The organism is Evtepia gabavorous, assembly GCF_003425665.1.
GTDB classification, from domain to species: Bacteria; Bacillota; Clostridia; order Oscillospirales; family Oscillospiraceae; genus Evtepia; species Evtepia gabavorous.
Genome location: NZ_QQRQ01000008.1, coordinates 1 through 12962, shown reverse-complemented (window position 1 = coordinate 12962; position 12962 = coordinate 1). Strand labels below are relative to the sequence as shown.

17 protein-coding genes are annotated in these 12962 nt (G+C 51.3%); 15 read left to right on the top strand and 2 right to left on the bottom strand.

The window, feature by feature from the left end:
- The first annotated feature begins 14 nt into the window (after positions 1-14).
- Positions 15-632 (top strand): hypothetical protein, encoded by a 618-nt coding sequence (locus DV520_RS12545; RefSeq protein ID WP_227116248.1) that lies wholly within the window; start codon positions 15-17, stop codon positions 630-632.
- 108 nt (positions 633-740) lie between these two features.
- Here DV520_RS12545 and DV520_RS06285 read toward each other — a convergent pair whose 3' ends face one another.
- Positions 741-1547: a helix-turn-helix domain-containing protein gene (locus DV520_RS06285; protein ID WP_117142172.1), complete on the bottom strand. Its 807-nt coding sequence runs from the start codon at positions 1545-1547 to the stop codon at positions 741-743.
- A 484-nt stretch (positions 1548-2031) separates the two neighbouring features.
- Between DV520_RS06285 and DV520_RS06280 the strand changes: the two genes are divergently transcribed.
- The 6 genes from DV520_RS06280 (at position 2032) to DV520_RS06250 (ending at position 7124) form a co-directional block, all read left to right on the top strand.
- Positions 2032-2220 (top strand): hypothetical protein, encoded by a 189-nt coding sequence (locus DV520_RS06280; protein ID WP_002596485.1) that lies wholly within the window; start codon positions 2032-2034, stop codon positions 2218-2220.
- Positions 2217-2558 carry a DeoR family transcriptional regulator gene (locus tag DV520_RS06275; RefSeq protein WP_003020305.1) on the top strand — a complete coding sequence of 114 codons (342 nt, stop codon included), beginning with the start codon at positions 2217-2219 and terminating at the stop codon, positions 2556-2558. The genes DV520_RS06280 and DV520_RS06275 overlap by 4 nt, the downstream gene beginning before the upstream one ends.
- Positions 2551-2847 carry a DUF3847 domain-containing protein gene (locus DV520_RS06270; protein ID WP_117142171.1) on the top strand — a complete coding sequence of 99 codons (297 nt, stop codon included), beginning with the start codon at positions 2551-2553 and terminating at the stop codon, positions 2845-2847. Before DV520_RS06275 ends, DV520_RS06270 begins: the two co-directional genes overlap by 8 nt.
- A 681-nt stretch (positions 2848-3528) precedes the next feature.
- Positions 3529-5109 (top strand): MobQ family relaxase, encoded by a 1581-nt coding sequence (gene mobQ, locus DV520_RS06260; RefSeq protein ID WP_117142170.1) that lies wholly within the window; start codon positions 3529-3531, stop codon positions 5107-5109.
- A 64-nt stretch (positions 5110-5173) separates the two neighbouring features.
- Positions 5174-5818, top strand: a complete 645-nt coding sequence (locus DV520_RS06255; RefSeq protein ID WP_117142169.1) for a CHC2 zinc finger domain-containing protein — start codon at positions 5174-5176, stop codon at positions 5816-5818.
- On the top strand, positions 5787-7124 hold the full coding sequence (locus DV520_RS06250) for a virulence-associated E family protein (RefSeq protein ID WP_117142168.1): 1338 nt from the start codon (positions 5787-5789) through the stop codon (positions 7122-7124). The genes DV520_RS06255 and DV520_RS06250 overlap by 32 nt, the downstream gene beginning before the upstream one ends.
- A 28-nt stretch (positions 7125-7152) precedes the next feature.
- Here the strand turns inward: DV520_RS06250 and DV520_RS12730 are convergent, their stop codons facing one another.
- Positions 7153-7392 carry a tweety protein gene (locus DV520_RS12730; RefSeq protein ID WP_113993283.1) on the bottom strand — a complete coding sequence of 80 codons (240 nt, stop codon included), beginning with the start codon at positions 7390-7392 and terminating at the stop codon, positions 7153-7155.
- Here DV520_RS12730 and DV520_RS06240 point away from each other — a divergent pair.
- From DV520_RS06240 to DV520_RS06205, 8 genes are all read left to right on the top strand, one after another.
- On the top strand, positions 7366-7563 hold the full coding sequence (locus DV520_RS06240; RefSeq protein ID WP_004612761.1) for a hypothetical protein: 198 nt from the start codon (positions 7366-7368) through the stop codon (positions 7561-7563). The two genes, DV520_RS12730 and DV520_RS06240, sit on opposite strands and share 27 nt — an antisense overlap.
- Positions 7564-9234 (top strand): recombinase family protein, encoded by a 1671-nt coding sequence (locus tag DV520_RS06235; protein WP_117142167.1) that lies wholly within the window; start codon positions 7564-7566, stop codon positions 9232-9234.
- 105 nt (positions 9235-9339) lie between these two features.
- Complete coding sequence (locus tag DV520_RS06230; RefSeq protein WP_117142166.1) at positions 9340-9621, top strand: hypothetical protein; 282 nt, start codon at positions 9340-9342, stop codon at positions 9619-9621.
- 273 nt (positions 9622-9894) lie between these two features.
- The gene (locus DV520_RS06225) at positions 9895-10164 is read left to right on the top strand and encodes a hypothetical protein (protein ID WP_117142165.1); all 270 of its coding nucleotides are present in this window, start codon (positions 9895-9897) and stop codon (positions 10162-10164) included.
- 195 nt (positions 10165-10359) lie between these two features.
- Entirely contained in the window at positions 10360-11004 is a 645-nt protein-coding gene (locus DV520_RS06220) for a DUF1836 domain-containing protein (RefSeq protein ID WP_117142164.1), read from the top strand.
- A gap of 3 nt (positions 11005-11007) precedes the next feature.
- Complete coding sequence (locus tag DV520_RS06215) at positions 11008-11769, top strand: TatD family hydrolase (protein WP_021919253.1); 762 nt, start codon at positions 11008-11010, stop codon at positions 11767-11769.
- Between the two features lie 45 nt (positions 11770-11814).
- Positions 11815-12429 (top strand): TatD family nuclease-associated radical SAM protein, encoded by a 615-nt coding sequence (locus DV520_RS06210; protein ID WP_021919252.1) that lies wholly within the window; start codon positions 11815-11817, stop codon positions 12427-12429.
- A gap of 119 nt (positions 12430-12548) precedes the next feature.
- A complete protein-coding gene (locus DV520_RS06205) occupies positions 12549-12848 on the top strand; it encodes a TIGR04076 family protein (protein ID WP_117142163.1) in 300 nt (99 codons plus the stop codon).
- Positions 12849-12962 lie beyond the last annotated feature (114 nt).

Below are 12962 nucleotides of genomic sequence, written 5' to 3'. Positions count from 1 at the left end.
AGGAGAGGAAATTTATGAACAAAACCTTAACCCATAGTATGAAATCCTATATAACAATTTTTTTGGTTGGTATTTTAGTCGGATGTATTTGCAGGCTTACAGATTATTGCCCAGCTGATACATTATGGAGTTTTTCGTCAATTCAAACACTATTGGGATTTTGGATTATTACCAATACCATCATTGTTTTAGCAAGTACTTCAAACATTTGTGCAGGGATTAGTTCGTTTTTATATATGTTTGGAATGACATTGAGTTTCTATGGATTACAAGCAATATTAGGAACATTCATACCTTTATTTTCTGGTGGTTTTCGTACTTCACTATTTATGATATTTACTATTTGTTCAATCCCTTGTGCAATAGCAGCGTTTATCTTATATTACTGGAATAAAGAACATATTTTTAATTCTATATTATATTCTCTGCCAGTAGGTGCTTTAGCCGCAGAAGCAATTGTAATTTTTATTTACTTTTTAGGGCATCATACATTCCTATTTCAGTTATTGATGGATGTAATAGGAGTGCTAATTTTTCTTTTCATGTTCTATAAAAAAGCAAAAAGTAAGAAGCTTTTTCTAATCGCTTCGGTAATTAGTGCTTTGGTATTTTACTTTGTTTTTCCATGGTAATATGAAATTATAATATACAACTTACCACTTCAAAATTTCAACTGAATAACCACAGCACAAACCGCTGCTACATGGAAGCCAACACAACCATGCAACAGCGGTTTTTTGTTACCGTTTTTTCCTCTGGCTGATAGGTGTTCCCATTTTCTTTGATTTTTGGAGAATCCGAATCAGCCAGCGAAATTCTTCTTCCGATAAATTTTTGTAGTTGATACCGAGTTGCTTGCAGTAAAGCATTGCCAGTTTTTCCAAACGGCTGCCCTTGAAATTTTCGACCGCTTCCAGATTTTCTTTCAGTTCATCGGCAACGGTGGTCTGGGGAGCACTTTCGCTGTCTTTTTTGTGAGCTTCCCGAATATCCCGGATAATGAGGTTGAGGTCATCCAGAACCATGTGGCTGAAATATTCATCATCACTGATATGGGCGGCTTGCAGCACTTTCAAATGGGGGTCGTCTTCGCCAGGGCGATACCGTTCAATGATTTCATGCCGGACGGTATCAACAAGGGCATTGAGGTTTTGGATTTGCATGGTAGCAATCCCGTCCACATAAATCTCAATATCCGCAAGAAACTTGATAAAGTCCTTATGGGTGGCAAGTTCGCACAGCAGACGGTTGTTAATCCTTCCGCTTTTCAGAAGTGCCACCATTTCATCACTCAAATGCAGTTCCCTTAATGGCGTGTTGATCTCCACCATGTTCTCTGTCCGGCAAAAGAGATAATCGAGGGACACCCCATAAAAATCTGCCAGCAGGATAAGGTTGCCATGATTGATTTCCTTATAGTCATCTTTTTCATAACTTCCAAGAGCTGATTTTGAAATACCTGTTTGCTCTGCCAGTTCTTCCAGTTTTAATCCTTTGTTTAATCGTAAATCTTTTAGCCGTTCCTGTATTGTAGTAGCTCCGTTCATTGAAGCAGTTCCCCCTTCTGACAACATTTATAACCGTTGAATTGATTATACCATATCAATTCCGCAATCGTGGAAATTTCTGATTTTTACCCTTAATTCCTACTTTGTGGACATACGGCACAGGGTACAAAAATGTTCTATGATACAGGTAGTTCATCGATGGATTATTCCAATCGAATGACCAGCCTGTGTGGGATATGCTTCCCCGGCGATGTAGTGCCATGACTTTTGGCAGGGATGTGGAGGAATCCTGACCAAAACGAGCGTACCAAAGGGAGCGATACGCCGCTGTGAGATTCAGGGGAGGAACGACACCGGGGAGAACTGGCGAACTGACACCGAAATGATACCGAAACACGACAATCTGATAGGGGATAGTCTACCCTATCGCTGTATACTTCGGGAGATTTTAAGCGGCTCTATGACCGTAATTTTGCCGAAAATCGCCCCGAAACCATACACTAAAAACGGGAGGAAGCGCAATATGCCGAGAATGAGCAAAAAGAGGAAGCATGAGCTTTCTTTTTACCTCAACGACCGGGGGCGTGTCACTTACAACGAATTATGCCGGAAATGCCAGCATGAGTGCAGGCAGAGCTTCCGGGCGGTTGTGGTTGACTGCCCCCGTTATTTATCCAAACGAGCAAAGAAAAAGGAGGAACACACCGAATGAATTTTGAATTTATGACGATAGACACACCATTGCCACCCTGTATGCCATTTCCCAGAGCGTTGACAGGATTTCCAGTCAGCAGCACCGCAAAGGTCATGTACTGCCGGATGTTGGACGCTATGCTATCCAAAGGGCAGGAGGACGAGAACGGAATCCTGTTTGTCTGCTTTCCTGTCACAGCCATTGCCGCAGTCCTGTCCCGCAGCCCCATGACGGTCAAGCGTTCTCTGAATGAACTGGAAACCGCCGGACTTATCATGCGGGTGCGTCAGGGCGTTGGAGAACCAAACAGGATTTATGTGCTGATACCGGGAAAGGAGGACGCTGCCCTTGCCTGATACCTCAAAGCTGGAAAAGCTCAACCGGGAGCTGGAGAAAAGCGAAAAGAAACTGCGGAAAGCTATCAATGATGAAAAGGCATTGCAGCACCAGTTGAAACAGCTTACCCGAAAGGAACGGACGCACCGGCTCTGTACCCGTGGCGGTATGCTGGAAAGTTTTCTGCAAGAGCCGGAACGCCTGACAAATGATGATGTCATGCTGTTGTTGAAACTCATTTTTCACAGGCAGGACACGCAGGAACTATTGAAAAAACTGCTGGAACGGGAGAAGCCGGAAAACCCTTAGTTTACTAAGGGCGCAATTATACACCACCCAAAGGTTGGTGCATTGCGTTCTCCGAAGGCTCCTCGCCGGAGGGCTGTGATTTTCCGCAGTCATGGTCTGCTCCAAATCATACAGGGGACGCTACGCTTCCCCTGCGCTGGCTGCTGCCAGCTACCCTTTTGTGGACTTGCCATCTGGGGACACCTTGCGTTGCAAGTTGTTCCCAGCCGACAAGTTTTACAAAAGCTCTCTATACTTTGACGGTCGAATAAAGTATAATGAAGTCAACGACTAATCGGAAGTTCAATGTGAGGAAAATTAGATGAAGAAAAAGTCTTATTGGTTAAGTATTAGTGTGTTCGTATTGATACTGATATGGACGGTTTATTATTATGCAATGCAGTACACAGGAGGATTTGCAGACTTAAAGGACTCTATTGTTTGTGGGATTGTAGGTTTGATATGTATCGTATTTATCGTGAAAAGAACTATTGACTTTTTGAAAAACAAAAAATCGTAAAATTCAAGTTTGCCACCCACACATCGGGTCAACTTGTCCCGAACTTTTACAGCTAAATATCCGCCGCCTTCACAGCGGCACACCGAGCAGGAAATCTGAAAAAGGTCTCCTGCTTTTTTTCTGCCAAAATGAGGTGGTAAAACGCCACCCCATCCACCAATTACCGAAAGGAGGGACACGAAATGCCCTGCCCACACAACGAAATCACGATTGTTCAGCGCAGCCAGCGACAGTCTGCGGTTGCCGCCGCTGCTTACCAAAGCGGCGAAAAGCTGTTCTGTGAATACGACCAGCAAGTGAAGCACTACCCGGAAAAGCGTGGTATTGTCCACAATGAAATTCTGCTCCCGGCAAACGCCCCACGGTCGTATGCAGACCGCAATACCTTATGGAACGCCGCCGAAGCGGTGGAAAAGCAATGGAACTCCCAGCTTGCAAGGCGGTGGGTGCTTACCATTCCAAGAGAGATACCACCCGACCAGTATGCTGTCCTTGTCCGGGAGTTTTGTGAGCAGCAGTTTGTTTCCAAAGGCATGATTGCTGATTTTGCAATCCATGACCCCCATCCGCCGGGACACAATCCCCACGCCCATGTCATGCTCACTATGAGGGCAATGGACGAACATGGAAAATGGCTTCCCAAGAGCCGCAAGGTTTATGTCCTTGACGAAAACGGGGAACGGATAAAACTTCCGTCCGGCAGATGGAAAAGCCACAAGGAGGATACGGTGGATTGGAACGACCAGAAGTATTGCGAAATCTGGCGGCATGAATGGGAGGTCATCCAGAACCGCTATCTGGAAGCCAATGACCGTCCGGAGCGTGTGGACTTGCGTTCCTATGCCAGACAGGGGCTTGATATTGTCCCCACTGTCCATGAGGGGGCTGCTGTCCGGCAGATGGAAAAGCGTGGTATCCAGACGAATATCGGAAACCTGAACCGGGAAATCAGAGCCGCCAACAGTCTGATGAAGTCCATCCGGCAGCTTATCCAAAACCTCAAAGGCTGGATTACCGAGCTGGGAGAAAAACGGAAAGAGCTGCTTGCACAAAAAGCGGCGGAGGAAGCGACACTTCTTCCCAATCTGCTGATGAAGTATATGGAGATACGAAAGGAAGAACGGAAGGACTGGACAAGGGCTGGACAGAACCGGGGGACTTCACAGGACTTAAAGGCAGTCAGCGAAGCCCTGTCCTATCTCCGGCAAAAGGGGCTTTCCACTGTGGAGGACTTAGAAGCATTTCTGGAATCTTCCGGGAAATCAGCCGCAGATTACCGCAATCAGATGAAGCCAAAGGAAGCCCGCAGCAAAGTGATTGACGGACTGCTTTCTGCCCGGACAGACTGCAAGGAATGTAAGCCTGTCTATGAGAAGTACCAGAAGATATTTTTTAAGAAAACAAAGGAGAAATTCAAACAGGAACACCCGGAGGTTGCCCGGTATGCGAAAGCCGCCGCCTACCTTGCCAAGCACCCGGACGATAAGGACAGTACCCAAAATGAGCTGCAAGAGGAGCAGGAAAAACTTCTCAGCGAAATCGCAGAGCTGAAAGAACCTTTGACCGAGGTACAGGCTGATTTGAAGAAGTTGCGGGACATCCGCTACTGGGTACGGAAAGCTACACCCGGCACAGAAGAAAGCAAAGAGCCGCCCAAGAAGCAGCCTATCAAGGAAGTCTTGCAGGATAAGGCTGACGAGAAAAAAGCACAAAGAACTGTCCCGGCACAGACGAAACACAAACAACAGGATATGGAACTTTAACAGGCACTTGCCATTTTCAATCAGAGAATGTCAGGTGCTTTTTTGTTTTCAAGGAGGGATAGATTTGAATGTATTTGAAGCCGTGAAGCAGTCCGTCACAACAAGACAGGCTGCGGAGCATTATGGAATCCATGTAGGTCGGAACGGGATGGCTTGCTGCCCGTTCCATAACGATAAAACCCCAAGCATGAAGCTGGATCGGCGTTACCACTGCTTCGGCTGCGGTGCAGATGGAGATGTGATTGATTTTGCCGCCGCCCTGTATGGGCTGGGAAAGAAAGAAGCCGCCGTACAGCTGGCACAGGACTTCGGGCTTTCCTATGAGGACTGGAAACCGCCGGGAAAGGCAAAAAAGCCCAAGCCCCGGCAGAAATCCCCGGAGGAACAGTTTCAGGAAGCAAAAAACCGCTGCTTCCGTATTCTTGCCGACTATCGCCACCTGCTCCGGGCATGGAGAAAGGATTATGCCCCGCACTCCCCGGAGGAAGCCTTTCATCCCCGGTTTATAGAAGCCTTACAGAAGCAAGATCAAGTGGAATATCTGCTGGATGTGCTGCTGTTCGGGGAAACAGAGGAAAAAGCGGCTTTGATTACGGACTACGGAAAGGATGTGATACAGCTTGAACAGCGAATGGCAGAGCTTGCAGCCGCAGACGCAGCAAGAACTAAAAAACACCATGAACGCCATGCAACCGCCCCAGAGCATTGAGGAAATCAAGGCGGGGCTGGAAACCACCGAGAAAGGCGGTGTCCGTCAGAGCATACGGAACTGCCTGACCGTATTCCAGCGTGACCCGCTGCTTTCCGGGGCTATCGCATACAACATCCTGACCGACCGCAAGGACATCATAAAGCCCATCGGCTTCCACAGAGAAAGCACCGCCCTGAACGATACGGACATGAAGTATCTGCTTCTCTATCTGGAAGAAACCTACGGGCTTACCAATGAGAAAAAGATTGATAACGCCATCGGGATTGTGGCGAATGAAAACAAGTACCATCCCATCCGGGACTACCTAAGTGCCCTTGTGTGGGACGGGACAGAACGAATCCGTTTCTGTCTGCGGCACTTTCTGGGGGCTGACGCAGACGATTACACCTATGAAGCGTTGAAGCTGTTCCTGCTGGGTGCAATCTCACGAGCCTTTCAGCCGGGGTGTAAGTTTGAAATCATGCTCTGTCTGGTAGGCGGTCAGGGGGCTGGCAAGTCCACCTTCTTCCGTCTGCTGGCAGTCCGGGACGAGTGGTTCTCCGATGATTTGCGGAAGCTGGACGATGACAATGTGTACCGCAAGCTGCAAGGTCACTGGATTATCGAAATGTCGGAAATGATGGCAACCGCCAACGCCAAGAGCATTGAGGAAATCAAGTCGTTTTTAAGCCGGCAGAAAGAGGTTTACAAGATACCTTATGAAACACACCCGGCAGACCGCCCCCGTCAGTGCGTGTTTGGCGGCACTTCCAATGCCCTTGACTTCCTGCCCCTTGACCGTTCCGGCAACCGCCGCTTTATCCCCGTCATGGTGTACCCGGAGCAAGCCGAGGTTCACATTTTGGAGGACGAAGCTGCTTCCAGAGCCTATATCGAGCAGATGTGGGCAGAAGCGATGGAGATTTACCGAAGTGGCAGGTTCAAGCTGGCTTTCAGCCCTGCCATGCAGCGGTATCTCAAAGAACACCAGCGGGATTTTATGCCAGAGGACACCAAAGCCGGGATGATACAGGCGTATCTTGATAAGTACACCGGGAACATGGTCTGCTCCAAGCAGCTCTATAAGGAAGCCTTGAACCATGCTTTTGACGAGCCGAAGCAATGGGAAATCCGGGAAATCAACGAGATTATGAACCAGTGCATTGACCGCTGGCGGTACTTCCCAAACCCAAGAATGTTTTCAGAATATGGCAGACAAAAGGGCTGGGAGCGTGAAAACCCGGCAACGGACTCCGGCAACCCGTCTGAAAAAACGATGGACGGTTTTGTGGAGGTCACAGAACAGATGGAGCTTCCATTCTGAAAATGACAGCCCGTTGCACCCCCTGTTGCTATCCCGTTGCCGAGCCGGTTGCCGGGGAAAAACCCTTATTTCCGGGCTTTTCTCCCTTATAACAACCAAAACAACAGAAAAATAAAAGAAAAGTATAAATAGTAACCATCGCCAGATTGAGATTGTTTGCAAGGTCTTTTGAAGCCCGTTGCCGGACTTCGTTGCCGATACCCTCTGTCTGGCTATTTTCATGTATGGAGGATAACTGCCTATGGCAAAAAACAAAACAGAGATTCATGTGACCACTGTATTTGACGGGGAGCTGGACGCCACTGATGTGTTCGTCAGCCTGATTTCCCAGAAATACGGAAAGACAAATACGAAAGAATATCTTGCCAAAAAGAAAGATTTGAAGTATAATGAAGATGAGGTTCAAAAGAGCCAGATACCGTCTGGATTGTGTGGGTAAATGGCTATGATGAACGAAATGGAATACAGAACAATCGGAAAGGCACTTGCCGGGGGCTATCGTGCAGCGGTCTATTGCAGGCTGTCAAAGGACGATGACCTGCAAGGCGAAAGTGCCAGTATCGCAAACCAGCGTGATATGCTGGAAAAATACTGCGAAAAGCAGGGATGGGAGGTTGTGGCAGTCTATCAGGACGATGGTTTCACAGGTCTTAATATGGAGCGTCCTGATTTACAGAGAATGTTGAGAGCCATTGAGCGCAGGCAAATCAACCTTGTCATCACGAAAGACCTCAGCCGACTGGGGCGTAACTATCTGCAAACCGGGCATTTGATTGAGGACTTTTTCCCAAGAAACGGTGTCCGCTATATCGCCATGAATGACGGTATCGACACCCTGCGGGATAACAACGATATTGCCCCGTTCAAGAATATCCTGAACGAGATGTACAGCAAGGATATTTCCAAGAAAGTCCATTCCTCTTATCTTCTGAAAGCGCAGAAAGGACAGTTTACCGGGTGTCTTGCCCCGTTTGGGTATCGGAAAGACCCGGAGGACAAAAACCATCTGCTCATTGACGAGGAAACCGCCCCGATTGTGCGACTGATTTTCGGATATGCCCTGAACGGTCATGGTCCGAACTATATCCGCAGACGGCTGGAGGAAGAAAAAATCCCCTGCCCCACATGGTGGAACCGGGAACGGGGGCTTCGCAATACCCGCACCAAATGGGAAAAGAAAGACCCGGAAAACGGGCGGTATATGTGGGACTTCTCCGTTATCAAAGACCTTTTGATGAATCCCGTCTACACCGGGGCGATTGCTTCCCAGAAAAAAGACTACCGTTTCAAAATCGGCACGATTGGGGAAAAGAAGCCGGAGGACTGGATTGTAGTGGAGGGACAGCATGAACCGCTGATTGATCGCATGAGCTTTGATATTGTGCAGAATAAGCTGAAATCCCGCCAGCGTCCGGGGCAGACCAATGAAATCAGCCTGTTTGCCGGACTGATAAAATGCGGCGAGTGTGGGAAGTCGCTGACGATACGCTACACAAACGCAAAACATCCTCAGCAGATTTACTCCTGCAAGACCTACAATGCCTTTGGAAAGAACCACTGCACCCAGCATCGGATTGACTATGACACCCTTTACAGCCATGTGCTGCGGAAAATCCGGGAATGTGCCAGAGCTGCCCTGATGGACGGGGAAGCGGTTGCCGACCGCCTGACCAATACCTGTGAAGCAGAGCAGCGGGAACAGCGGGAAGCAATGGAACGCTCCCTTACAAGGGACGAGGAACGGATTGAGGTTCTGGACAAAATGGTCATGCGGCTTTATGAGGATATGATTGCAGGGCGTATCAGTGAGCAGAATTTCAACACCATGCTGGAAAAGACACAGACCGAGCAGACGGAGCTTAAAACCAGAGTGTCAGAGGGCAGAAAGCGGCTGTCCGATGAAGTCCAGCTTGCCAATGACGCAAAACAATGGGTGGAAGCCATTCAGGAATACGCCAACATCACAGAGCTGGACGCAGCCACCCTTAACCGCTTAATCAAAGAAATCGTCGTGCATGAGCGCATTGACGAAGATAAAACAAGACACATTTCTATCGAAATTCATTTTAATCTTAAACCCATCCCGGAGGTGGAACAGGTCACTGCCTGACCTGTCCTGCCGGGACGGTTCTCTTAAAAACACCATATAGATTTTTTGTACGCCGCCGCCCGCCATCGAGCAGAGTTTTACACCTAATTGGGGATAAAACAGTCTATGGCCGGCGGCGGTGCAAGGTTATTGTCCATCCTGCTTCTGATCGCTGCGATCCCCTGCACGGTGGCTGTGCTGATGGCCGTTGCGCGGGTAAGCATGGTGGGCTCCGTGGGGACGGCGCTGATCTTCCTCATGGATGAGATGGATGATTTGCTCCTTGCTGCTTTCTTCCTCTGGAGCGGCGTGGCGGTCTGCAGATACGCTGCCTGTGTTCTGCAAAGTAAGGCGGCTCTGTATGCCCAGAACAAAGATGAGGAAGCCAAACTGGAACCAACGGAATGACATCACATGACAAAAGCACCTGCGGCGGCAGGTGCTTTTGTTTGGTGCAGAGGCGGCGCCTTTCGGGAGAAGCACATAGAAAACGTCAAAATATTTGTGTATATTATGATATAAATTGTTGATTTTAACGGAACGATTTGATAAATTAAAGAAAGAAGGACGAGAATAACACAGAGGGGATGATATGGCCCACGGGTTCCTTGGACTGCGCACCAATGCTGTGGTTCTTGGTTTGATCCCCTATGCCGATCGAATGGAAAAGGAGGGCGAAGTATGGTTTCCTGGTTTCATCAGACGGAACTGACCACGGTGCTTGACCTGGCGCGGTGCGAGGAATTCCGGCGGCGTCTGGATGCCCACGGCATCCCCTATAAAGTCAAGGTGAAGGATCGCTCCTCCCCGTGGTTCAGCCTGTGGGGCGGACGGGAGCGGACCGGTGTTTTCTTCCAGAACGCCAGCCTGGACAGGCAATACGTGATCTATGTTTCCCGGGAAAATCTTTCCCTGGCCCAAGCGGTGACCGGCTTGGAAGCGAAGCGATAGCCCGGTGCAGTGTGCCTGGCAGAGAAAACGTTTAGATAATATACAACGCAAGGAACAAAAACAATCTTCTTTCCACCGCGGTTGTTCTTCCTGCAATTTTGTGTTATAATATTACAAAAGAAGCCAAGACCGCGTACATTCTTAATATACACCAACGGAAGGACCTGCCCTTGGTCCGGAAAGAAGAGAGAAACCATGCCTTATGACAAAGAGCTGATTGCCCACAAGCTCATCCGGTGGGAGCATTATCTGAACAACTACAAGCTCCCCGCCTGGAAGGAGCTGCCGGACATTGGTCTGTACATGGACCAGGTGATCGCCCTGCTGGGCCAGTACCTGGATTTCATCCCCATGGAGGACTCCAAGGACAAGCCGGTGACCCCCACCACCATCAACAACTATGTCCGGCTGAAGGTGATGCCCGCACCGGAAAAACGGAAGTATTACCGGGTACACATCGCCTTTCTCATTATGATCTTTACCCTCAAGCAGGGCATCAGCATCAACGGGCTGCAGCAGCTGCTCCCCTCCACCGCCGACGAGGAGGAGATCAAGAACTTCTATACCAGCTATGTGGAGCGGCTCCAGGAGGTGGGCAACTTTTACACGGCCCAGACCCGGGCGGCGGTGCAGGATATCCTGGACCCCCAGGTGACCGACGAGGGGGTGGTGGAGAACGTCATCATCCAGAGCATTCTCCAGTCGGGGTTCTCCCGGATCATGGCAGAAAAGCTCCTCCACCTCCAGGACGCCGACCCGGAGCGGGTGCTGGAATTGGAGAAAATCAGCGACGGACGGGGCCGCCACCCCCTGGGACAGCTGCCGGAAAAGGAGGAATGAGCCATGCTCTTTGATACCCATGCCCATTACTACGCCGAGGCCTTTGACCCGGACCGGGACGCGGTTCTCTCCGCCCTCCCCGCGGCCGGGGTGGGGCTGGTCCTGTGCCCGGGGTGCGACCTGGACACCTCCCGCCAGTCCATCCAGCTGGCGGAGGCCTACCCCCATGTCTACGCCGCCGCCGGGGTCCACCCGGAGGACGCCCTGGGGCTGCCGGTGGACTGGCTGGACCAGGTGGCGGAGATGACCCGCCACCCCAAGGTGAAGGCCATTGGGGAGATCGGCCTGGACTACTATTGGAAGGAGGTCCCCCGGGACCTGCAAAAGGAGGTCTTCCGGGCCCAGCTCCAGCTGGCCAAGGTCCTGGACCTGCCCGTCATCGTCCACGACCGGGAGGCCCACGCCGACTGCCTGGCCATAGTGCGGGAATTCCCCGGGGTCCGTGGGGTCTTTCACTGCTACTCCGGCAGCGCCGAGGACGCCAAAACCCTGGTGAAGCTGGGCTGGCACCTGTCCTTCACCGGGACCATCACCTTCAAAAACGCCCGGAAGGCCCCGGAGGTCATCGCGGCGGTGCCTTTGGAGCGGATCATGGTGGAGACCGACGCCCCCTACATGGCCCCCACTCCCTTTCGGGGCAAGCGGTGCGACTCCCGCTATGTCTACCGAATGGCGGAGACCATTGCGGAGATCAAGGGGCTCACCCCGGCGGAAGTGGAGCAGGCCACCACGGAGAATGGCAAGGCGCTCTTTGCCATTCCATAACAGGCGGACCGAGCGGTCCGGAGGATTTTTGGGGAGGTGTTTTTCGTGCAAGGGGATATTGTGACCTATGACTACTTCGGCGGACTCTATATTAACATGACCAACCGCTGTGACTGTCACTGCGTGTTCTGCATCCGGGACCAGGAGGCCTCCGCCCTGGGGGGCCTGTGGCTCCAGGAGGAACCGGCCAAGGAGGCTGTCTTGGCCGAGATTCTGGCCCAGGACCTGGGCCAATATACCGAGATCGTCTTCTGCGGCTATGGGGAGCCCACCTGCCGGGCGGACGATCTGTTTTGGCTCTGCGACCAGCTCCGGGCCGCCGGACGGGCCGACCTGCCTCCCATCCGCCTGAACACCAACGGCCACGGCAGCCTCATCAACCACCGGGACATCACCCCGGAACTGAAAGGCCGCCTGGACGCGGTTTCCGTCTCCCTCAACGGGTCGAACCGGGAGGAGTATCTCCGCCTCACCCGTCCCGGCGCCGGGGAGAAGGGCTGGCAGGCCATGCTGGATTTTGTCCGCCAGGCGGTCCAGTACGTGCCCAAGGTGATGGTCTCCATCGTGGACTATGACAAATCCCCCCAGGAGATGGAAGCCTGCCGGCGCCTGGCGGAGGAGCTGGGCGCGACGTTCCGGGTGCGGCCCTTTGCAGGGTAACCGGGAGGAGATCGCCTTTTTTCCTCTTTTGTTGCAGCGGCAGCATCTCTTTTCCGGGGATTCCAATATACTATGGGGAGAGAACACCCCCGCAAGGGGAGGATGGGAGGCGATGGGCCATGAAAAAGCCCAAAATTCGACTGACCTTGGTGGACCAGAAGGGGACCATGGGGTGCCACAGAGGGCACCGGATCGGGGACACCTTTGACTTTGACACAGAGCGGGGCAGACTCTGCCCCATGGCCATGCACGTGGCCTTTCCCTATGTGGATATCCTGCGCTACGGCGGCACCCTGCCCGCCCGGCCTGACGGGTCTTTTCAGTTCTGCTGCCCGGATGTGGATGTGATCAACGTGTTTCGGATTGATGTGGAGAAGGAAGAGGCCGAAACGAAGGACTTGCCAAGGGAAGAAAAATAGGGTAAAATGAATTGGAAAAAAGGGGTTGACAGCCTATGAGCGCGAGCAATATACTCACGGCAGGCAGGCAGGCAGGCAGGCAGGCAGGCAGGCAGGCAGGCAGGCAGGCAGGCA

Coding starts and splice junctions, on each gene's coding strand:
- DV520_RS12545 (WP_227116248.1), top strand. CDS start 15: ATGAACAAAACCTTAACCCATAGTATGAAATCCTATATAACAATTTTT.
- DV520_RS06285 (WP_117142172.1), bottom strand. CDS start 1,547: ATGAACGGAGCTACTACAATACAGGAACGGCTAAAAGATTTACGATTA.
- DV520_RS06280 (WP_002596485.1), top strand. CDS start 2,032: ATGCCGAGAATGAGCAAAAAGAGGAAGCATGAGCTTTCTTTTTACCTC.
- DV520_RS06275 (WP_003020305.1), top strand. CDS start 2,217: ATGAATTTTGAATTTATGACGATAGACACACCATTGCCACCCTGTATG.
- mobQ (WP_117142170.1), top strand. CDS start 3,529: ATGCCCTGCCCACACAACGAAATCACGATTGTTCAGCGCAGCCAGCGA.
- DV520_RS06250 (WP_117142168.1), top strand. CDS start 5,787: ATGAACGCCATGCAACCGCCCCAGAGCATTGAGGAAATCAAGGCGGGG.
- DV520_RS06240 (WP_004612761.1), top strand. CDS start 7,366: ATGGCAAAAAACAAAACAGAGATTCATGTGACCACTGTATTTGACGGG.
- DV520_RS12730 (WP_113993283.1), bottom strand. CDS start 7,392: ATGAATCTCTGTTTTGTTTTTTGCCATAGGCAGTTATCCTCCATACAT.
- DV520_RS06235 (WP_117142167.1), top strand. CDS start 7,564: ATGGCTATGATGAACGAAATGGAATACAGAACAATCGGAAAGGCACTT.
- DV520_RS06230 (WP_117142166.1), top strand. CDS start 9,340: ATGGCCGGCGGCGGTGCAAGGTTATTGTCCATCCTGCTTCTGATCGCT.
- DV520_RS06225 (WP_117142165.1), top strand. CDS start 9,895: ATGGTTTCCTGGTTTCATCAGACGGAACTGACCACGGTGCTTGACCTG.
- DV520_RS06220 (WP_117142164.1), top strand. CDS start 10,360: ATGCCTTATGACAAAGAGCTGATTGCCCACAAGCTCATCCGGTGGGAG.
- DV520_RS06215 (WP_021919253.1), top strand. CDS start 11,008: ATGCTCTTTGATACCCATGCCCATTACTACGCCGAGGCCTTTGACCCG.
- DV520_RS06205 (WP_117142163.1), top strand. CDS start 12,549: ATGAAAAAGCCCAAAATTCGACTGACCTTGGTGGACCAGAAGGGGACC.